The organism is Mycobacterium paraterrae (assembly GCF_022430545.2).
In the GTDB taxonomy this organism is placed as follows: Bacteria; Actinomycetota; Actinomycetes; order Mycobacteriales; family Mycobacteriaceae; genus Mycobacterium; species Mycobacterium paraterrae.
The window spans coordinates 75766-96352 of record NZ_CP092488.2; the positions used below are offsets into that span (position 1 = coordinate 75766).

A 20587-nucleotide genomic window follows, 5' to 3' on the forward strand; every position below is an offset into this window, starting at 1 on the left:
CCGGTCAGTCTTCCTTCGCCAGTAGCTCGTGCAGCGCCTCGGCGACGTCGCGGGAGTTGTCGTCCATTCCTGTGATGTTGTCCCGCAATAGTTTTCGCGCCTCGCTGCGACTCCCGGCAGCGAGCAGTGAACGTATGCGGCCCGCCAGTTCGTGGTCTCCGGACGCGACCGCCAGGACGTCGACCAGTTCCCAATCCCGGTACATCGCCAGAGACCGTTCGTAGATGGCGAAGCCAGTGACCGGTTCTCCGCGCATGGTCCCGTGGTAGCGATACGGGCCTTCCATGTACTCGATCGGCAGCCCGTGGGCCGGTGCCGGCACAAGCGGTTCGCCAACGAGATCCAATTCCAGTGCAGCGCTGCGTAAGTGATGCAAATCGGGCATGAAGCGGTCCAGCGCCGGCGGGCGGACCAACGGCCGAATCGAATTAGGCCATCGGACGTAACTGCTCGTCACGATCTCGACGTCCTCGGCACACTCCGGGGCCACCGTCGGGTCGGGATAGCTCACTGTCGCACCCGAAAACGGTTGCAACGCATTACCGTCCATACGGTCGAATTGGTGCCAGATGCTCATATCGACGCCATTGTCGAGATTGATGGTGCGCCATTCGTGCGACCTGCATCGGGGGTCACCGCCGGTCCCGCCTCCCCCGGCGTACTTGGGGAACCACTGCCGGTCGACGTGTCCTGCGCTACCGGTGACCTCGTCGCGCTGCTCGCCCCAGCGCAGCGTCCCGCCCATCTTCATGCCGGTCTGGAAATAGGAGTAGGTGTCGGGCTGACCGAAGCAGGTGATAGCACCGCCGTAACTGTCCGCGCCGACGGGCACTGGGGCGCGCGTCGGGGTGACCTCCAGGTCCAGTTCCATTGTCTGACCGGCTTGGTCGATGCCCCGCAGGCTGACCCGATACGTGTAGGGCAGCAATTCGCCGTCGGCGTCGCGACACGCAGTCCAGGCCACCGGGCCGGCGCTGCTGTCGTAGCGGATGTCGCAGTAACCCGCGGCCATCGTCATCTTCGGACGGGCGTCTGGCTGCATGTTCTTGGGCGGCATGTCGTAGTCGGTGTAGGTACCGTATTCGCCGGTGTCGCAGTCGAATAACGCCATCGTGTAGAAGTCGGCCACGACGGTGCCACCGGGCCGGTTCTTGTTGAAGATGGTCAGAAAGGCAAAGGTGCGACCGGTCGCACCGGTCAACTCGCCCGCGATGAACCAAGTGTCGGACTCTTGGTCGTCGTGCACGCCTTCGGCGGCCGGGAAATCCAGGGCGGGATCGTCGGCCACCAAGCGGAACGGATAGGTGTGCCAGTCGGTATTCATCTCACGCCTCGTGGGTGGGGACCGAACCTCACGTCCCGTCTTTTTTGCTATGTTAGCATCAATAGCGAAGTTGCCATCGCCCTTTCAAAGGTCGTGCCTCATGCCGCAAACTCATGATCACCGTTGCTACGACCAGCTTTTCGTGGGTGGCCGATGGCGTAAGCCGTCCACCGAACAGAGGTTGACGGTCATCTCCCCGCACACCGAGGAATCAATCGGCGACGTGCCCGCCGCCACTCCCGCGGACGTCGACGACGCGGTTGCCGCTGCCCGGCATGCCTTCGACCACGGTCCGTGGCCCCGGCTGGACCCGCAGGAGCGCATGCGTAAGGTCGAGCAACTTGCGGCCATCTACGGCCAACACCTCGACGAGATGGCCGACCTGATCACCGACGAAATGGGCTCTCCGCGCAGCTTCAGCAGACTCGGCCAGGCCGCCGCGGCGGTGTCGATGATCCATCTGAGCCTGGGCGTTGCCCGCGACTTCCCGTGGACCGAGCGGCGCCACGGCGTGCTCGGCGAAGTGCATCTGCGCCGGGCCCCTGTCGGGGTGGTCGCCGCCATCGTGCCGTGGAATGTGCCGCAGTTCCTGATCATGCCCAAGCTGATTCCGGCGTTGATCGCCGGCTGCCCGGTCATCGTGAAGCCCGCTCCCGAAACCCCTTTCGACGCGTTATGGCTGGCCGAGATGATCGAGCAGCTGGAGCTGCCCGAAGGCGTGGTCTCGGTGCTTCCCGGTGGCACGGACGTCGGCGAGGCGCTGGTGCGCCATCCCGGGGTGGACAAGGTGTCGTTCACCGGGTCGAGCGCCGTGGGCCGTCGGATCGCGACGCTCTGCGGGGAGCAGCTCAAGCGGGTGAGCCTGGAACTGGGCGGCAAGTCGGCGGCGATCATCCTCGACGACGCCGACATCGGCAAGACCGTCCGCGAGCTGAAGTCCGCGAGCCTGATGAACAACGGGCAGGCCTGTGTGGCGCAGACCCGCATCCTGGTCAGCGAACGTCGCCGCAACGACGTCGTGGACGCACTCACCGAGATGATGTCGGGCCTTCACGTCGGCGACCCGCGCGACGAGACCACCGACATCGGACCCCTAGTCGCGCAGCGGCAGCAGGCGCGGGTGCAGGACTTCATCCGGTCGGGCGTGAAAGAGGGCGCCCGGATGGTCCTCGGCGGCGAGGACGCGCCGCACAGCAAGGGTTGGTACGTGCGGCCGACGTTGTTCACCGACGTCACCAACGACATGCGGATCGCGCGCGAGGAGATCTTCGGCCCCGTGCTCAGCGTGCTGACCTACCGCGACGAGGCGGACGCGGTCCGGATCGCCAACGACAGCGACTACGGGCTGGCGGGGTCGGTGTGGACCGCCGACACCGCTCATGGCCTCGAGGTCGCCGCGCAGGTGCGGGCCGGCACCTATGGGATCAACATGTACACACTCGACATCGGCAGTCCGTTCGGTGGTTTCAAGCAGTCCGGCATCGGCCGTGAATTCGGACCCGAGGGTCTGCACGAGTACGTCGAATTGCAGTCGGTGATCAGCAAGGGCGCGATGCCACCGCTGGCTTAGCGCCCGTCCCGGTCGGCACCCGATGTGCCCGCCTCACAGCGACAACGCTCGTCGATCACCGATTTTGTCGCTGTGAGGCGGGCACTTCGGCACATCCTTCTCGGCTGCGTCACTCCGACAGCCGCAGCGTCAGATCGACCGGTGAGCACAACTCCCCACGCTGATTCACGACGTCGATCCGAAGGTCTACCAGTCCCGGCGCAGGCTTGGCCACCACCCGGGCGCGGCCCACCATCGTGTCGCCGGCGTAGATCGAGCCGGCCAGCCGCATCGTGCGTCGCACCACCCGACTACGCGGGCCGGCCCAGTCGGTCGCGATCCGGTCGGCGAACCCGGCGATGTGCATGGTGTTGACGAAAATACCTGGGTGGCCCTGTTTCTCGGCGTAGTAGGGGTCGAAGTGCACCGGCGTGTAATCCCAGGTGGCGCCCGCGTTCATCACTACCCGCTGGTAGCCGATCTCGTCGCGCACCTCGGGCAATTCCGTCGGGACGCTGACGTCGTCCCATATCACCGTGCAGCACCCGTCGGGGTGAACCGGAACAGCGTGTTCCGGTTGGTGGCGACCACCGCCCCGTCCTGGCGGGTGAAGGTGTCCAGGGTTTCCACGAAATGGCCGACGCCGAGCTTGGACTGCTTTTCGGGCGACACCGAGACCACCTGCTCGACGATGGTCAGCCGGTCACCCTCGATGATCGGTAGCGGAAACTCGGCCTCGTTGGTGGCGTTCACGATGGTGGTGCCCGGCAGCGGAACCCGTAGCGCGATGGCCGCCGCCGGCGGCTGCCCGCCCGGTTCCCACGGCGGCGGAACCAGCCAGCCCATCAGCAGGGCCGGTGGCGCCAGCAAGCCGCCCCATGCCCGCGTCGCGAACTCCGTGTCCCAGTACGATGGATTACCGTCTTGCACTGTTGCAGCGAACATCTGGATCCGGGCCGCGCTGATTACGGTTCCCGCCACTCGCGGCTCAGACGCGACACCGACCATTCGCAGCGCGTCGTCGTACGTGCCGAAAGCGAGCTTGTAGCTGATCACGCCGAAACCGGCACCGAATCCCATTGCAGCTCACGGGACGTGAAGTACCAACCGCCTCGCTCGTAGATCAGTTGGTCGGTGTAGCTGCCGGTGGCCCTAAGGGCCGCGCCACCCGGCTCGAAGAGTAACGCGACGCATCGCTGGGTCGCGTTGACTCCGTCGACCATGATCTCGTGGTCGACGGTGACGAGCCGGCCAGTGCCGCCTTCGAAAGCCTCACGCAGATCAGTGAATTCCGCGCCGTCACGGACGAAGCGGGCTCCCGAGTGTCGGAATGTCGCAATCCATCCGTTGCGGTCGCCGTCGGTGAAGCAGCGGTTGTGCCGCGCCGTCAAATTCAAGATGGCGTCCCGCCCCACGGCGCCGTCGAGGACGAACTGCTGTTGATAGGTCATGGCCATGTCTTTGTTCTCCCTGTCTTAACGGCTGACGATGTATCCGTGAGTTTCGCGGTCCCATGCCGCGGGTCCGACACCGCGTGCGCGAAGGACGTCCTTGCGAACCCGGCCGATGATCGTCTTCGGTAGCTCGTCAACGACCTCGACGTACCGCGGCACCGCGAAATACGGCATCCGGGTGCCGCAAAAGTCCAGCAGTTCAACATAATCCAGCTCGTGGCCGGGCGGTACGGTGACAAACAGCAGGATGTCATCCTCGCCCAGGTCGCTGGGAACCCCGACCACCGCGGCTTCCAGCACCCACGGATGCCGGGCCACCACCGTCTCGATTTCGACCGACGAGATGTTCTCACCCCGGCGGCGCAACGAGTCCTTCACCCGGTCCACATAGGTCAGGTTGCCGTCGCCGTCGAACATGCCTAGATCGCCGGTGCGAAACCATTCGGGATGCGGAACCACCGAGTGGTCGGAGGGATCCACATATCCCTCGCTCATCACATGCGGAAAGCGCGGACGGCATGCGATCTCGCCCACCGAGCCGTGGCGCAGCGGCACGCCGCCCGGGTCGACGATGCGCACGTCGAAGTCAGGATTGGGCCGACCCGACGTCCCCGGTACACCGTCCTCCGCCACGCCTTTGACTGCGATCGGGAACGCTTCGGTCAACCCGTACATGGTGACGATCCGGCATTCGTAGCGCTTTTCGATGTCGCGGTACATCTCGGCGGCGATCGGCGCTGCGGAGATGAAACGCACCGGCAACTTCGCATCGCGGGGATCCACCGGCTGATTCCACAGCATCGTGACCATAGCGCCGGCGCCGACGAAGCCCACGGCATTGTGAGTCCGCACCTCGTCCCATACCGACGCGGGATGAAACGCGGACGCCAGAACCGTCGTCGCACCGACCAGCATCGGCGCAAGCACCGCTGGCGCGGCACTGAGATGGAACAGCGGCATCGCCGTCCACAGGGCTTCGCCAGGGCTGAACTCCCACGCCGCCGCCGCGGTGGCTGCCGTCGTGAAAAGGTAGTGCCAGGTCGTCGCAACGGCTTTCGACGGACCGGTTGTGCCGGACGTGAAAAACAGCGATCCGGTCTCGCCCTGCTCACCGACGTGCTCAGCTACGACGTCGCTGCCGTTATCGAGCGAGTCACGTTCCAGCACAACGACGGCCATGGCCGGCAACCGGTCGGCCACCTCGGCGACCCGCGATCGCCGTTCGGCGTCGGTGATCACCACCTTCGCACGTGACAACCGCAGCGCATGCGACAGGAAGTCGCCCTTGTTCGCGGTGTTCACCGCGGCGGCGACGGCGCCGATCCGACCGCAACCCAACCAGAAATAGATCCACTCCGGGCTGGTGCCGGCGAACAACGCGACACCGTCGCCGGGGCCAATGCCCAATTCCTGCAACGTAACAGCGGCGGCGCAGGATCGCCGGCGCATCTGCTCGAAGGTCACGCCGACACCGTCGATCGACATCATCACCCGATCGGGACACTCCCCCGCCCGGCGATCGAGCACTGCCGCCACAGTGAACCGTTCGACGCCGAAATCATCAGGGCCTAACGGCTTTCCATCGCACGCAGGTGCCGACCCAACCGGCACGCGAGACATCAGACCGCTGCGGCAGCCGGGTCCGGATCACCGTTGGCGGTGTACCCGAAATCGTCCGCCGCGGCTTCCTCACCGGGGTAGAAGCGATGTGCCCAACGCCGCAACGCCGCGTAATCGTGCGCCTCTTCCGGCGCCAGGTTGGGCTTCTCCAGGTACTTCATGTTCTCCCAAGTAAAGAAGTCCTGTTTGATGACTTCTTGCTGGAGCGCCAAGAATTTGGCGGCGCGACCGGTCGGCACGTCGCCGGAATCGCCGGGCTCGCGCGCAGAGGCCTGGGTGTAGAAGTAATCGGTGTAATCCTCGTCGACCGGCGTCTGCCCGGTCACCTCGATGGTGGCCACCAGGTCACTGGGAAATCGGACGATGCCCAGGCCGAGTGAGTAGTTGTCGTAGACGATCTTGGCGTCCACCGGCCCGTTCGGCGTCAGCCAGGTCTGCGACCGGCCGCCGCCGAAATGGGCGCTGACGGTCGCGTGCAGGTGATAGCCCGACACCTCGAACGACGTGGTGTTGGCCGGGTTCGCCGCCTTGTGCACGTATTGCACGTGGTACGGGTCGGCGGCGTTCTCGATGATCATCTGGGCGTGCACCTTGACCCTGTTGAGCATCCGGCTATGCGGGTGCAGCGGGTAGTACTCGTCGGTTTCCAGTTCGGGCAGCACTGGCGGCTGCCAGTACGGGGCTCGGCCGTGCCGTTCGTGCCACACCAGGATGAAGCCGTACCACTCGGTGCAGGGATAGGTCTTGATGCGGACGTTGTTCTTGCAGCCGATTTTGCTGTACGGGATCAATGCGTTGGTGCCGTCACCGCGCCACTGCCAGCCGTGCCAGGGGCAGACGATGTTCTCACCTTCGACCGTGCCGCCGACGCCCATGTTGGCACCCAGGTGCTGACAGTACGCGTCGAGCACCTTCACCTCGCCGGACTCGGTGCGGAACAGCACCATTTCTTCGCCGAAGTAGTGCACCCGCTTGACGTCACCACGCGCCAACTCCGAGGCGAAGCCGACGATGAACCATCCGGTCGGGAAACGATACGGCGATAGGCCGATGCCGCTTGGTCCGAATTCCCTTTCTGATGGGTCCACGTCGGACGGATCGACCGACGACTCCGGAATCGTGTCCGTCATTGGCTGCTCCTTCTGCGTCCCAGCCGTTCGGCGAACGGCCGCGCCAGCCAATTGGCGCACGGCTACGGGACGCTCGTAGCGCTTTGAAGATTTCTTCTATTTTTACTATTTTAAGCATTGAACGTCAACGAGTGCAGCCGCGGACGGTAGGGTCGGTCGGCAGACCGCTTCGCCACGCGCTACGAGAGTCCGAGTGAATCGAGGTTGCGGATGACGGCTTCGACAGTCGACCTGTCCGATTTCGCATTGTGGCGCAATGGTTTCCCCGATGAGGTCTTCGCCGAGCTACGGCGCGAACGACCGCTCTTCAAGCATGGCCTGACGCCGGGAGTGGAGAAGACCGTGAAGCGGGACTTCTGGATGACCACCAAACATCACCACGCCGTGCGGCTGCACCGCGACTACGAGTCGTTCACCGCGGGAGACGGCCCGCTTATTCAACCGGCCGACCTCTTTTCGTCATATCCGACGATCATCACGCTCGACCCGCCGGAACAGAGCAAGCATCGAAAGCTGATTTCGAGCGCCTTCACCCCACGAGCGATCGCCAAGCTCGAGGACGGCATCCGGGCCCGCGCGTCGCGCATGATCGACGACCTGCTCGCGCGCGGCGGCGGCAACTGGATCGACGACGTGGCAGACCTGCTCCCCATGACGGTGATCGGGGACATCATCGGCATCCCGGAACCGGATCGCCCGCGCATCTTCGACGGCTTCGACCACATCCTGAAGGCCCAGGCCACTGGCGAGCAGATGGATACCGACATCTTCGCCAGCATCTTCGGCTACGCCATGGAACTCACCGCCGAAAAGCGGCGCAACCCGGCCGACGACATTTGGAGCACCTTGGCATCGGCGGTGATCGCCGGTGACGACGGCACGGAGTTCAGCTTGGCCGATAATGAATTGGAGTTCTTTTTCTTCGTACTCGCCTTCGCCGGCAGCGACACCACGAAAAACGCGCTGGCAATCGGGTTGCAGGCGTTCGTCGCCAATCCCGAGCAGATCGAACGGTATCGCGAGGACGAGACACTGCGATCCAGCGCCGTCGAAGAGGTGTTGCGGTGGGCGTCACCGGTCGCCTACTGGACCCGCACCACCACGGTCGACATCGAGATGGATGGCCAGCACATCCCCAAGGGTGAGCGGGTGGTCGCGATGCTGCGTTCGGCGAACCGCGACGAGGAGGTGTTCTCCTCGCCGTTCACGTTCGACATTGCCCGGCAACCCAATCCGCATGTCGCCTTCGGCGGCGGAGGTCCGCACCACTGCCTGGGCGCCATGCTCGCGCGTGCCGAACTTCGCGCGGTGTTCGACGAATTGCTCCTGCGCGGCGACGGATTCGCACTCGGACCAGCGAAGGCGTCCTATCCGAATCTGACGACCAATATGTCGATCTATGACGAGATGCCCATCACGCTGCGTGCGCGCTGACGGCTAAGCGCCTCGCTCGTAGGGGTCACGCTCGGAGGATTCGCACAGGTCGCAGACATCTGGGGGGTCGAACTCGGATCCGTGGCACACATAAGCGGCGACGGTGGCGATAGCCGACTCGGCATTGCCGGTCTCCATTGCAGGGATATCGGGCTTGCGCAGCGGGAGCATCGGATCCAGTCCGGCAATGCCGGCGACGAGTGGCCGTGCGTCACTCTCGGCGGCGGTGATGTCGCCGACGGCGCGACCGTCGACAAACAGGGTCACTAAATCGTGTTCCGGAAAGCAGTAGTTGGCGCGTAGCACCCACCACTGACCCGATTCCCTTGCCGCATAGGGGAAGTAGCGGTAACCGGTCCGTCTCCACCGCGGACGGACTGAAATGTCGACCGCGCGCAGCTCAGTCGACAATCCGCAGAGCGGCTTTCGGGCATTGGTCGACCGCGGCCGCCACGTCGATCTCCAGGTGCTCGGGCACCTCGCCGCCGGCCACGTGCACCACGTCGGCGGTGCCGATCTCGAAAACGTCCGGTGCCAACGATTCACAGAACCCGTTGGCCTCACACAGCGATTCGTCGACCACAACTCGCATGTCTTGCTCCTCTCATAGGCCTTTCGGCCGCGTGCCGATCACGCCCGCGGCCGCCAATCGTGTCAGATCGTCGTCGGTCAGCCCGCAGCAGTCGCGAAGTATCTCGTCGTTGTGCTCGCCGAGTGTGGGCGGCGGGCGCATCAGCCAGGTCCGCCGCCCGTCGAGCGGCGCAAAGGGCGGTCGCGGATAGCGGGCCGCGCCGGTCCGGGGATGCTCGAGCGTTTCGAGGAAACCGCGGTCGTTGAGCTGATCGTTCTCGGTGATCAGCGACGGTGACACCACGGGCGCGACGGGAATGCCCGCGGCAGCAAGCGCTTTCACAACCTCGTCGAGATTCTGGTCGGCGAACCAGCGCTGCAGCTGTTGGTCGATCTCGTCGGCGTGGGCGAGTCGGGCCGCGACGGTGTCGAACCGGTGATCGTCGGCCCACGGCGGCTTGCCCAGCGCATCGACCAGCGCTCGCCACTGCCCGTCGGTGCCCACGGTGACGGCGATCCAGTCGTCGTCGCCTTTGCAGCGGTACAGATTCTGAACGGCCCACCCATGCCCACGGTTGCCCCGGCGGCTGAGCGTGACACCGAATACCTCGGCCTCTATCGGCTGAACGGCGGTGACGTTCAGGACCGTCTCGATCATCGGCAACTCGACCAGTTGACCCGCTCCGGTGCGGTCGGCGAAACACAGCGCCGCGGTCACGGCGAACGCCGCATGCACACCGGCCAGCGGATCGCACGCACCCCGCGGCGGCACCGGCGGCCCGTCCGCGGCACCGGTCACCCACGCCAGTCCGGCAATCTGCTCCATGGTCGGCGCGAACCCGACGCGGTCGCGCCACGGGCCGTCCAGCCCGAACGCCGGCATCCGAGCGATCACCAGCCGAGGGTTGATCGCCAGCAGGGCGTCGGCGGTGAGCCCGAAGTGTTCCATCACCCGCGGGGAGAAGTTCTCGATCACGACGTGGGCGTCGGCGACCAACTGACCGAACAGGCGACGCCCGTCCTCGGAGCCCAAATCCAATGTCACGCAACGCTTGTTGGTGTTCATGGCATGGAACACCCAGCCGTACTCCCACCAGTCGTCGACGTCTTTGCGCATGCCACCGGAGTACCGGATGCCGTCGGGCCGCTGGATCGACTCGACCTTGATCACGTCGGCGCCGAACGCCGCGAGCAGGTGCGTGGCGGCGGGCCCGGCCCAAAACGCGGTCAGATCGACGATCCGAACACCCTCGAGCGGCAGTCGCCGATCGGACGGCGGCTCACCGGACTGGCGGACCGGCCATGGCGCGGTCGTGTCAGCCTCGCCCAGTGCGGGCGCGCGGCGCAGGGGTGCGGGCGCGCACCGCGACATCAACCACGGCGTGCGCGGCTGGTGGAATCCGGCCGGGTTGCGCACGAACACCCCGCGCTCGGTGGCGTAGGCCGTCTCGCGGACGGTCGCGCCGTTGCCCAGCGCCGCGATCGGCAACCGGAACAACTGGCCGAGTTCGACGACCTCGGCGACGGTGCGCTCGGCGAGCCACGGCCGGATCTTCTCGCGGATCAGGTCGCGATACTGCCATCGCCCGATCTGGAAGCTCAGCTGCGAATTCTCGGTCAGCTCAGGGCAGTCGACCATCGCGGCGAAGTCCAGCCACTGCTGGCCGGTGACCATCGTGATGCCGACATAGCCGTCCTTGGCCGGCTCGATCGACGGCACTTCGACGGTGCGCGTCACCGGCGGCACGTCGAGCAGACGCGAATGCAACCATTCGCCGCTTTGCATCAGCGTGATCGCTTCCAGCATCGACAGATCCAGGTGTTCGCCGGGCCCACCGTGCGTGACGCGGCGGTGCACGGCCAGCGCACCGAACGCGGCGAACGCCCCGCCCATGTACTCGCCCAGGTCGCCGCCGATCGAGATCGGCGGACCGGCCGGGTCGCCGCGGAAGCCGGTCAGCCCGGACCACGCCTGCAGGGTGAACTCACTCGCGGCGCGTTCGGCATAGGGTCCGGTCCAGCCGAAGTCGGAGATGGTGACGATGACCGCACGGGGAAACTCGTCGAGCAAGCGCTGCGGATCGATGCCCCATTCGGCAGCCCGGGACGGCGCGGCGGTGACCACGACGATGTCGGCGCCGGCCAATTCCGCAGCGAGGTCGACGCTCGGCCAGGTCAGGCTGCGCTTGCCGGCATTGAGATAACCGAACAGTGGCGAGTCGGCGCCGCCGGCAATGGCCGACCCGCTCGCAGTGAAGCGCCTCAGCCAATCCCCTTGCGCTGGTTCGATTTTACGGACGGCGGCACCTGCGTCGACCAGAAGCTTTCCGCAGTAGCTACCCGCGATGCGATCGCTGATCTCGACCACACGGACGTCCTCCAGCGGTGTCGGTCGGCTGCTTCGCCCGTCGCTCAAAGGAGTATCCGTTGCAATCGTCACGATGTCTTCTAGCGCGGCTATTATGCCATTACTGCTAAGATTGCAGGAAAGGAGTTCGCGGGCGCAGCGGCCGTGTCTCTGCCCGTGAGTCCCGCTGCTGGAATCGGATGACTGCGCTCGGAATTGGCCCGGAGGCCCGACGCCGATTGTCGGCGCCGCGGATCGCCGAGATCGTCGCTGACGAGTTGCGGCGGCAGATCATCGACGGCGATCTCGCCGATGGCGACTTGCTGCCGCGCCAAGAGGTGCTCGTCGAACAGTTCAACGTCAGTCTGGTGTCGCTTCGAGAAGCCTTGCGAATCCTGGAAACCGAAGGGTTGGTGTCGGTCAGGCGCGGCAATCGCGGCGGCGCCATCGTGCATGCTCCGGCGAAAACCAGCGCCGCGTACATGCTGGGTCTGCTGCTGCAGAGCGAGTCGGTGGTGGTGGCCGACCTGGGGACCGCGCTCCTCGAGCTCGAACCCGCCTGCGCCGCTTTGGCCGCCCAGCGAGCCGACCGCGCCGACACCATCGTTGCCGAGCTCAAAGAGATCAACGACGCGATGGAAACTCATCTCGAGGACGGGCCGGAATTCACCGAGATCGGCCGGCGATTTCACGATGCGATCGTCCACGGGTGTGGCAACAAGACGATCATCGCTGTCGTCGGCACCCTGGAAACGCTGTGGACCAGCCACGAGCAGCAGTGGGCCGACGAAAGCGCGGCAAGGGGCACCTATCCGTCGCTTTCCAAGCGTCGTGCCGTACTCAGCACACACGTCAAGATGGCCGAGATGATCGAAGCCGGCGACGTGGAGAGGGCACGTCGGGTTGCGGCGCGACACCTTTCCGACACCCAGAGCCACGTGTTGGCCGCCGGACCTGACCAACGGATTTACGCTCTGTCGCCGCAAGCGTTGTCCCGCCCACGGGACAACCGCCATCTCTAGAACCGCACTGGTTACCGGCGGTAGCGGCGGCATCGGCAAGGCCTGTGCCGCCAAACTGTGCGAACTGGGCTACGACGCAGTACTTTCCGCGCGTCGCGAGGGTCCGCTGCGGGCGGCGGCCGACGAGATCGGAGCTCGCTATATCGTCGCCGACGCCTCGGACCCGACCGGATTCGCCGACGCGATCGCTCCGCTCGAGACGATCGACCTGGTCGTGCACGCGGCGGGCGCGCTCGGCGGCACCTACGCTCGCAAGCAGACTTTCGAGCAGTGGCGGGCGATCATCTCGGCCAACCTGGATTCCTGCTTCGTGCTGACGTCGGCGGCACTACCGAAGATGCGCGCCGGCTCGAGGTTCGTCTTCATCTCGTCGTCCGCGTCGTACGAGCCGATGATGGCGCGCACCGCCTACTCCGCGTCCAAGGCGGGGATGAGCGCCTTCGCCCGCGCGCTCGCGCTGGAAGTCGACCGCGACGGCATCGCCGTGCACATCGTGACGCCAGGTCCGGTGGAAACCGATATGCTGCAGGATGTTCCGTTCGAGATGCAGGCAATCCAGGTCGCCGATGTCGCCGGCACCGTCGCGTGGCTCGACACGGTGGACCCGTCGGTGGATGTCCCGGAGATCAGGCTCAGCGCGGTGCGACGGGGACCGTACGCCCGGAAGCCCGTTGTCCCTGAAGAGGTTCACCGGCGAGCGGCACAGCGCTAAAAATTCTTGATCACCGTTTCACCGAATTCGTCGAGTGATTCCGGCGCCGCGAAATCGGCGAACCAGACATAGAAACGCTCGACGCCTTGACCGGACAAATGACCGAAGTGTCCGGACAATTCGTCGGCGTCACCACACACCAGACCTGACCCGAGATTTCCGAAGCGCTTTGCGCTCACCTCGCGAACTTTGTTCGGGTCGCTGTCTTTGCGGATAAACCCGACCATCTGCTGGATGGATACCCTGGCCGAGCCCGCGGACGGTGCCAATTCCGCCAGGCGGTCGATGTGGTTGGCCGGGATGTTCCACCAATCCGCATGCTTGCGAACAAGTTCCATCATCCGCCTGCCGGTGCCGCCCAAGATCAGCGGGATGTGCCGCGAGGGCCGCGGCACCTGACTGCCGGCCGCTCCCTCGTCGCGTCCCCAGTACTGGTTGATCAGATCCAGATGGCGCTCGAGTTGTTTGACGCGGGCCAGCGGATCTTGCTGTCCGACATCGAATCTGGCCAGCTCGGCGGGCCACGATCCGGACCCGAGGCCGAGGTCGAATCGACCGTCCGAGGCCTCCGACAACGTGACGGCCTGCTTGGCCAGCACCGCTGGGTGGCGGAATGCATCACAGAGCACTAGGTGGCCGATCCGCAGCCGCTCGGTCTTCGCGGCCACCCATGTCGCGACGCTCATTGCCTCCCAAATGCTTTCGTCGGGAAGGCCCGGAGCCTCGAGGTGGTCGATGAACGCGATCCCGTCGAATCCACTGGCCTCGGCACGCCGGGCCCGCTCCACGAGGTCGGCGACCGGAACCCGTACCTGCGGCAGGAACAGGTACCACTCAGTCATTTGCGCCACTCCTCCTCATCGCTTCGCTCTGAATCGTCGCTGGCGCGGTCATAGTGCACCACTCCTGCTCATCGCTTCGCTCTGAATCGTCGCTGGCGCGGTCATAGTGCGCCACTCCTGCTCATCGCTTCGCTCTGAATCGTCGCTGGCGCGGCGATATCCGACCACCCAATTTCAGTCGTTGAACCCGTCACCAAAGCGATTGACGTTGGTCGCGCTAGTTTACTATTTTTACTATGTTAGAGGCCTTATGGACGTAGGACTAAATTCCGGACAATTGGCGCTGCGCGACAGCGTGCGCGATGTCCTGCGTGCCGAATGCCCCCCGGCGATCGCGCGGCAGGCCATGACAGATTCGGAGCGCTGGCGCACGGTCTGGAAGACGGTCGTCGACCTCGGCTGGACCGAACTCGCCCGGCCCGATGACGACAACTCCTTCGGCCGGATGGACCTCGCCGTCGTCCTGGAGGAGTGCGGCGCTGCGCTCGCGCCAGTACCGCTGCTGTCCAGCGTCGGCCTGGCCGCTGGCCTGCTGCGTACCGCCGGACCCGCAGCCGCCGAGACGCTGTCCGACATCGCCGAAGGGAGCGTTGCGGCGCTGGCCGTCCACCCGCCGGGCCATCGACTGCCCGGCACCACGATGGCGCTGGAGAACGGACGCATTCGGGGCCGGGCCGTTGCAGTGCTCGGCCTCCCCCGGGCCGAGCTGATCGTGACGCTGGCGTCGTCGGCCGATGGCCCGGTCGCCGCCGTGCTCCGCGTCGGCGAGGGCATCACCGTGCACGAAACCGACGGCACCGATCCCGCTCAGCCGGTGGCCGACGTCGACGTCGACGCCAACCCCATCGCCGTAGCCGCGGTCGACCCGGCGTCCGCGCTGGCGACCCCGCTGCTGGCCGCCGCAGCGGACCTGGTCGGTGTGGCTGCCGCCGCGCTGTCCCGCTCGGTCGAGCACGCGAAGACGCGCCACCAGTTCGGCAAACCGATCGGCGCATTCCAGGGCATCAAGCACGCATTGGCCGACAACTATGTCGCGCTGGAACGCGCCCGCGGTCTGACGTACGCCGCCGCGGCGCGGCTCGACGATCCGAAGACCTCCCCCACCGACGGCTGGGACGCGACCGCACTGGCCAAGGCCGCCGCCGCCGAGGCCGCGGTCGGATGCGCACGCACCGGCGTGCAGGTCCACGGCGCCCTGGCGCAGACCTGGGAACACGACATGCACCTATACCTGCGGCACGCGTGGCAGGTGGCCTCGACGCTCGGAGACAGTCGCGCGCTGTACCACGCGGTCGGGCGTCGCTTCGCCGGGAGTCGCCCATGACTGCAATGACCGCGACCGAGCTGACGGCCGAATACGACGCGTGGCTGAGCGACTTTCTGCCCCGCGACTACTACCAGCGCTACGACGAATACCGCTGGGACATCGGGCTGCGTCGTGATCACCAACGGGCCGCCTTCGAGGCCGGCTGGTTGCAGCCGACATGGCCACGCGAGCACGGCGGACGGTCACTGGGTTTGGCCGAGGCGATGGAGATCCGGCTCGAGGCGGCGATGCGATCGGCCCCCAAGCTGCCCAACGTCGCCGGGCCCGGCGTCGCGGCACCGGGTATCCGGCGCTTCGGCACCCCCGAGCAGATCGACCGGCTGCTCGTCCCGTTGCTGCGCGGCGACGAGTGGTGGGCACTGGGCATGTCCGAACCAGAAGCCGGATCCGACTTCGCCGGCCTGAGCACCCGGGCCGTGCTTGATGGGGACGTGTTCCGCGTCAAGGGCAGAAAGATCTGGACGACTCAGGCCCACCTGTCGCGGTGGTGCACGTTGTACGCCCGCACCGACCCCGACGCGCCCAAGCATCGCGGAATCTCGTGCTTCATCCTCGATCTCGAATCCCCCGGCCTGACCATCGAACCCATTCGGATGGCATCGATCTCGGACGAGACGTTCTGCGAGGTTGTCCTCGACGACGTCGAGATTCCGGCCGATAGCGTGCTCGGCGACCTCAACGGCGGATGGCAGGTGGCGATGTCGTCGCTCAGCCATGAGCGACAGATGATCTGGATCATGAACTGGGTCGAGATCCAGCGCGGACTCGCCACGGTCCGCGAGTCGCAGGCCGGCCACGACGACGACTCCTCCGGAGAGGTGTTCGCCGAGCTCGGCTCCCTGCTCGCCGACGCCGAGGCCGTCAAAGCGACCGGGTATCGAGCGCTGCACAACGAACTCGCCGGCCAACCCAGCCCCGAAGCGGACATCCTCAAACTCTTGGGTTCGGTGACCCTGCAGCGAGTTTGGGATCTGGCAGCCATGACAGCGGGTCCGCCGTCGATGCAGGACGCCGGCCTGCTCTTCGAACGTCAGGACGCCCTGGCCGCCACGATCTATGGCGGCACCTCGGAGATCCAGCGCAACATCATCGCCGAGCGACTGCTCGGACTGCCGAAGGGATGACGATGGATTACGACCTCGGCACCGACGCCGCCGAACTTCGAACCCGGTTGCGGGAGTTGATCGCAACGCACATCCCGGAGGGATTTCTGGGCGCGTGCACCAACGACCCGAAGGACCTGGCGACCACCGAGTCGTTCTGCAAAATGCTGGCATCCGACGGCCTGCTGGCGCTGGCCTGGCCGAAAGAGCATGGCGGCGCCGGCGGTTCGGTGTGGCAGCAGACCGTGTTGCGCGAGGAGATGTGGGCACACCACGAGCCACGTGGCGCCCAGTACATGGGCATCAACTGGGTGGGGCCCGCGCTGATGCGGTACGGAACCGACGAGCAAAAGGCCCGGCACCTGTCCGCGATCGCCGCCGGGGAGGTGATCTGGTGCCAGGGGTTCTCCGAACCCGAAGCCGGTACCGATCTCGCGTCGCTGCGCACCCGCGCATATCCCGATAGCGGCGGCTGGCGCATCACCGGCCAGAAGGTGTGGACGTCGTATGCGCAGATGGCATCCTGGTGCGTGCTGGCGGCCTGCACCGACCCGGACGCCCCAAAATCCAAGCGCCTCACCCTGTTTCTGGTTCCGATGGACCGGACCGGGATCACCGTCCGGCCCATCCGGTCGATGCTGGGGCCGCATCACCTCAACGAGGTCTTTCTCGACGGTGTCGAGGTGGCCCGCAACGAGGTCCTCGGCGAAGTGGGCGACGGGTGGCGGGTAATGCGGGAAGCGCTCGCGTTCGAGCGAGTTGGGATTGCCCGCTATGCCCGGTGCGAGTCGCTGCTGGATCGGATGCAGACCGAACTCGGCGACGACTGGGACAAGTTGCCAGAGTCGATCCGGACCCGTTGGGTACGGGCGCTGATCGACCTGCGCATTGCGCGGCTGCTGGCCTACCGCGCGGTGTCGCTGCAAGACGACCCCACCGCTGGCGGCGCGGCCAGCGCCGCTCGCATCGCCACCACCACCTGCGACCAGCAGGTCGCGGAGTTGCTGTTCGACGTGCTCGGGCCCACGGCACTCGACAGCGGCATGTCGGCGCCGCTGCACGGCGCAATCGAGGACCACTGGCGGTACGCCCAGGCGGCGACGGTGGCGTCCGGAACCATCGAGGTGCAGCGGATGCTGGTCGCGCGCGAGACATTGGGAGATCACTGATGAAACCCGCTCTGCCAGAAGACATTGCCGAGTTCGCCGCCGTCGCCACCAAACGGCTGGTCCGGTTCGGCGGAGTGCAGGCCGCACTTCACGCTGAGTCCGACGACCAACTGCGTCGCGACGCCCGGACGGCGCTGTCCGACCTCGGGGCGTTCGACCTCGAGGTGCGCGCATCCACCGATGACCTGCTCGCGGCCGCGGTGCTATGCCAAGCCGCCGGCGCGACAGCGTTGCCCTACCCGCTGGTCGAGGAACTGCTCGCGATCGACGGCGCCCGCCTCGCTTTAGTGAGCCCCGAGGCGCCCCGCGTCGACCACGGCGACCTGCCCGGCGGCTGGATTGCGACCGATCTGGACGGGACGCGCTACGCCGTCCAGCCGACGTCACGCACAGCCGCCAAGCTCGGACCGTTCCTGGTGCCGGCCACGCTGAGCCAACCCGACGGCACGGTGCCGGCTGCCGACGTCGATCTGCATCTCACCCTCGGGTCCTGGCGGATCGTCGGCGCGATACAGCAGGCGTTGGAGATCACTCGCCGACACGTCGTGGCCCGGATGCAGTTCGGCAAGCCGCTCGCCGAATTCCAAGCCGTGCGATTCACCATCGCCGACGCATCCGTTGCGGCTCGCGGACTGCACGAGCTGGCGAAGTATACGATCAGCCGCATGGAATCGGCTCCTGCGCAAGTGCGTTCGGCGGATGCGCTGGTGCTCAGGCTCAAGGCGACCGAAACCGCCCGTCAGGTGTTCCGGGCCGCGCACCAGCTGCTCGGAGCCCTGGGCTTCTGCGACGAATCCGACGTGAGCGTGCTCGACAGGCACACCCAGTCGCTGGTCCGCCAGCCGGTCAGTGCCGAGGTGCTCGCCATGCGCCTGCTGCCGGATGTGCGCAGCGGCGCGCTCGAGACGTTGTTCTCCGACCCGGTCTCGGCGTGAGCGCTCCGGAAGGAATTCCGTTCGGCTCTAAGCTTCTACAGCTCGCCGAGCAACACGGCGACGACGTGGCTCTCACGGTGATCGACCGCGACGGGAACGCCGAATCGTTGACGTTCGCCGAGCTCGACGGACGGGCCAATCAGTGGGGCCGCGCCCTGTCGCATGCCGGCGCTCAGATCGGTTCACTTGTCGCGCTGGGTATTCCCAACTCCGAAGAGTTCGTGCTGGCCGCGCTGGGGTGTTGGAAGATCGGCGCCGTCCCCGTACCGATGCGCTGGGATCTGCCGGACTGGGAGCGGTCGCGAGTGCTGGAGGTGATCGCTCCGGCCGTCGCCGTCGACGACGCATTACGTCCCGTGCTTACCGCCCGCGCCGCCGGCGAATCCAGCGATCCCCTACCGGAGGTCGTGTCTCCGAACGCCAACGGGATATGCAGCAGCGGATCCACCGGCCTACCGAAGGTCATTCTGACGCTGGCACAGGGAGTCTGGACGCCGGAGTCGTCGTTCCCCTTTTTGGCAGCCTGGACGCCGACCCCTACGCCGCAGACCATCCTGGTTCCGGGCCCGATGTATCACACCAACGGTTTCTCGCCGCTGACCTACCTGCTCGGCGGTGACAGGTTGGTGGTGCTCGAGAAGTTCGACGCGGCAACGGTTGTCGATGCGATCGAGGTGTACCGCGTCACGAATTTCACCGCAACCCCCACGATGCTGTCGCGCATCGCGGCCCTGCCGGGCATCCGGGAACGGGATCTGTCCAGCATCGCGTGGATCTTGCAGGGCGCAGCGGTCATGCCTCACGCTCTGCTGCGCACATGGTTCGAACTGCTCAGCCCCGAACAGGTCGTGATGGCCTACGGGATGACAGAAAACCTGGGGCTCACTGCGTTACGCGGCGACGAATGGTTGGCCCACCCGGGCAGCGTGGGCCGCGGCTTCCGGGACACCGAGGTCCGGATCCTGGATCCGGAGGGCGAACCGGTCAAGGCCGGCGAACTCGGCGAGGTGTATCTGCGCTCGCCGATGAGTGCCGGATACCTTTACCTCGGCGGCGCACCACTGCTGGCGTCGACACCCGACGGATTCCGGACCGCGGGCGACCTCGGATACCTCGACGACGACGGCTACCTCTACATCGCCGATCGACGCAGCGACATGATCGTCACCGGCGGCGCGAATGTCTTTCCCGCCGAAGTGGAATGCGCGCTCGTCGAACACGAAGGCATCGCCGACGTCGTCGTCATCGGCCTCGCGGACACGGAGTGGGGCCGCCGCGTGCACGCGGTGGTCCAGCTCGCCGACAACGCGACAGCGCTGACCGAGCACGACGTGATCGCATACGCGAAGGCGCGCCTGGCCGCCTACAAAGTCCCCAAGACGGTCGAGTTCGTCGACCAAATCCCGCGAACCGCGGCCACCAAAGTCAACCGGTCCGCAATGGTCGAAGCGCGCGGGGGCTGAGTCGCTCAGCTGATGCTCGTGGCGGCCTGAACCCCGACGCCTGCACCCCTCAGCAATTTCGGCGAGAACGCCGCATGCGCTGCGCCTTTCGCCGACAATCGCGGAATGCGTCGACAAGTTTTCGCCATTCTGAGCGCAGTTTCGACCGCGGCGATCGCCAGCACCGGTGTCGCGACGGCCGACGGACCGGTCGAGATCAAGAGCCGGTTGGGCGATGCCTGTCTCGACGCCCCAAGCGACGTCTGGCCGAACCACGTCATGGTCAACCCCTGCAACGGAGCCGATTTTCAGCGCTGGAACCTGACCGGCGACCAACGGCTCGAGAGCGCCGCGTTTCCCGGAAAGTGCCTGAACCGGCCGCAAGACATCGAGGCGTTGCGGTTGGTCGGGTGCTGGAGCAGCCAGCGTTGGAGCCTGCAACCCGACGGTCACATCACCGCTGCGCTCGGCGGCTGCCTCACCCTGCTCGGCGGACCCGGACCCGGCACTGCAGTCGGTAGCCGCCCCTGCGGAGGGGGACCTGAGCAGGGTTGGGACGCCGTTCCCTGACGTCCGCGCGCGGTAACCTCATTCTCACAGCGCACCC

20 protein-coding genes are annotated in these 20587 nt (G+C 66.1%); 10 read left to right on the forward strand and 10 right to left on the reverse strand.

Annotated features, from left to right (window positions below; translation table 11 throughout):
- Positions 1–4 precede the first annotated feature (4 nt).
- Positions 5–1324: a lipocalin-like domain-containing protein gene (locus MKK62_RS00290; protein WP_240262942.1), complete on the reverse strand. Its 1320-nt coding sequence runs from the start codon at positions 1322–1324 to the stop codon at positions 5–7.
- A 100-nt stretch (positions 1325–1424) separates the two neighbouring features.
- Between MKK62_RS00290 and MKK62_RS00295 the strand changes: the two genes are divergently transcribed.
- A complete protein-coding gene (locus MKK62_RS00295) occupies positions 1425–2894 on the forward strand; it encodes an aldehyde dehydrogenase (RefSeq protein ID WP_240262941.1) in 1470 nt (489 codons plus the stop codon).
- Positions 2895–3003: 109 nt separating this feature from the next.
- On the opposite strand, the gene MKK62_RS00300 is transcribed toward MKK62_RS00295, so the two are convergent.
- From MKK62_RS00300 to MKK62_RS00320, 5 genes are read right to left on the reverse strand one after another with little or no spacing between them, the layout of a single operon-like run.
- Positions 3004–3408: a MaoC/PaaZ C-terminal domain-containing protein gene (locus MKK62_RS00300; protein WP_240262940.1), complete on the reverse strand. Its 405-nt coding sequence runs from the start codon at positions 3406–3408 to the stop codon at positions 3004–3006.
- Positions 3405–3953, reverse strand: coding sequence for an FAS1-like dehydratase domain-containing protein (locus MKK62_RS00305; protein WP_240262939.1), 549 nt, complete (start codon positions 3951–3953; stop codon positions 3405–3407). Before MKK62_RS00305 ends, MKK62_RS00300 begins: the two co-directional genes overlap by 4 nt.
- Complete coding sequence (locus tag MKK62_RS00310) at positions 3926–4330, reverse strand: nuclear transport factor 2 family protein (protein WP_240262938.1); 405 nt, start codon at positions 4328–4330, stop codon at positions 3926–3928. The genes MKK62_RS00305 and MKK62_RS00310 overlap by 28 nt, the downstream gene beginning before the upstream one ends.
- An 18-nt stretch (positions 4331–4348) precedes the next feature.
- Positions 4349–5947: an AMP-binding protein gene (locus MKK62_RS00315; RefSeq protein WP_240262937.1), complete on the reverse strand. Its 1599-nt coding sequence runs from the start codon at positions 5945–5947 to the stop codon at positions 4349–4351.
- The gene (locus tag MKK62_RS00320) at positions 5947–7077 is read right to left on the reverse strand and encodes an aromatic ring-hydroxylating oxygenase subunit alpha (protein WP_240262936.1); all 1131 of its coding nucleotides are present in this window, start codon (positions 7075–7077) and stop codon (positions 5947–5949) included. The genes MKK62_RS00315 and MKK62_RS00320 overlap by 1 nt, the downstream gene beginning before the upstream one ends.
- A gap of 210 nt (positions 7078–7287) precedes the next feature.
- Here MKK62_RS00320 and MKK62_RS00325 point away from each other — a divergent pair, with 210 nt between their 5' ends.
- Positions 7288–8511 (forward strand): cytochrome P450, encoded by a 1224-nt coding sequence (locus MKK62_RS00325; protein WP_240262935.1) that lies wholly within the window; start codon positions 7288–7290, stop codon positions 8509–8511.
- A 3-nt stretch (positions 8512–8514) separates the two neighbouring features.
- Here MKK62_RS00325 and MKK62_RS00330 read toward each other — a convergent pair whose 3' ends face one another.
- Genes MKK62_RS00330 through MKK62_RS00340 form a run of 3 tightly spaced genes read right to left on the reverse strand, consistent with a single transcriptional unit; the run spans position 8515 to position 11497 of the window.
- A complete protein-coding gene (locus tag MKK62_RS00330) occupies positions 8515–8922 on the reverse strand; it encodes a hypothetical protein (protein ID WP_240262934.1) in 408 nt (135 codons plus the stop codon).
- Positions 8912–9103, reverse strand: a complete 192-nt coding sequence (locus tag MKK62_RS00335; protein ID WP_240262933.1) for a ferredoxin — start codon at positions 9101–9103, stop codon at positions 8912–8914. The genes MKK62_RS00330 and MKK62_RS00335 overlap by 11 nt, the downstream gene beginning before the upstream one ends.
- Positions 9104–9115: 12 nt before the next feature.
- Positions 9116–11497: a CaiB/BaiF CoA-transferase family protein gene (locus MKK62_RS00340; RefSeq protein WP_240262932.1), complete on the reverse strand. Its 2382-nt coding sequence runs from the start codon at positions 11495–11497 to the stop codon at positions 9116–9118.
- 131 nt (positions 11498–11628) lie between these two features.
- On the opposite strand from MKK62_RS00340, the gene MKK62_RS00345 reads away from it, so the two are divergent.
- Both MKK62_RS00345 and MKK62_RS00350 read left to right on the forward strand, forming a co-directional pair.
- Positions 11629–12450, forward strand: coding sequence for a FadR/GntR family transcriptional regulator (locus MKK62_RS00345; RefSeq protein WP_240262931.1), 822 nt, complete (start codon positions 11629–11631; stop codon positions 12448–12450).
- Positions 12443–13162, forward strand: a complete 720-nt coding sequence (locus tag MKK62_RS00350) for an SDR family oxidoreductase (RefSeq protein WP_240263901.1) — start codon at positions 12443–12445, stop codon at positions 13160–13162. The genes MKK62_RS00345 and MKK62_RS00350 overlap by 8 nt, the downstream gene beginning before the upstream one ends.
- Here MKK62_RS00350 and MKK62_RS00355 read toward each other — a convergent pair.
- The gene (locus MKK62_RS00355; RefSeq protein WP_240262930.1) at positions 13159–14004 is read right to left on the reverse strand and encodes an LLM class flavin-dependent oxidoreductase; all 846 of its coding nucleotides are present in this window, start codon (positions 14002–14004) and stop codon (positions 13159–13161) included. The two genes, MKK62_RS00350 and MKK62_RS00355, sit on opposite strands and share 4 nt — an antisense overlap.
- Positions 14005–14254: 250 nt before the next feature.
- Between MKK62_RS00355 and MKK62_RS00360 the strand changes: the two genes are divergently transcribed.
- The 6 genes from MKK62_RS00360 to MKK62_RS00385 all read left to right on the forward strand — a co-directional run bounded on the left by MKK62_RS00360 (position 14255) and on the right by MKK62_RS00385 (position 20550).
- The gene (locus tag MKK62_RS00360; RefSeq protein ID WP_240262929.1) at positions 14255–15328 is read left to right on the forward strand and encodes an acyl-CoA dehydrogenase family protein; all 1074 of its coding nucleotides are present in this window, start codon (positions 14255–14257) and stop codon (positions 15326–15328) included.
- A gap of 5 nt (positions 15329–15333) precedes the next feature.
- Positions 15334–16455 carry an acyl-CoA dehydrogenase family protein gene (locus tag MKK62_RS00365; RefSeq protein WP_434085126.1) on the forward strand — a complete coding sequence of 374 codons (1122 nt, stop codon included), beginning with the start codon at positions 15334–15336 and terminating at the stop codon, positions 16453–16455.
- A 2-nt stretch (positions 16456–16457) separates the two neighbouring features.
- Positions 16458–17603, forward strand: a complete 1146-nt coding sequence (locus tag MKK62_RS00370) for an acyl-CoA dehydrogenase family protein (RefSeq protein ID WP_240262927.1) — start codon at positions 16458–16460, stop codon at positions 17601–17603.
- Positions 17603–18538 carry an acyl-CoA dehydrogenase family protein gene (locus tag MKK62_RS00375; RefSeq protein WP_240262926.1) on the forward strand — a complete coding sequence of 312 codons (936 nt, stop codon included), beginning with the start codon at positions 17603–17605 and terminating at the stop codon, positions 18536–18538. Before MKK62_RS00370 ends, MKK62_RS00375 begins: the two co-directional genes overlap by 1 nt.
- Positions 18535–20001, forward strand: coding sequence for a class I adenylate-forming enzyme family protein (locus MKK62_RS00380; protein ID WP_240262925.1), 1467 nt, complete (start codon positions 18535–18537; stop codon positions 19999–20001). Before MKK62_RS00375 ends, MKK62_RS00380 begins: the two co-directional genes overlap by 4 nt.
- Positions 20002–20106: 105 nt before the next feature.
- The gene (locus tag MKK62_RS00385; RefSeq protein WP_240262924.1) at positions 20107–20550 is read left to right on the forward strand and encodes an RICIN domain-containing protein; all 444 of its coding nucleotides are present in this window, start codon (positions 20107–20109) and stop codon (positions 20548–20550) included.
- Positions 20551–20587 lie beyond the last annotated feature (37 nt).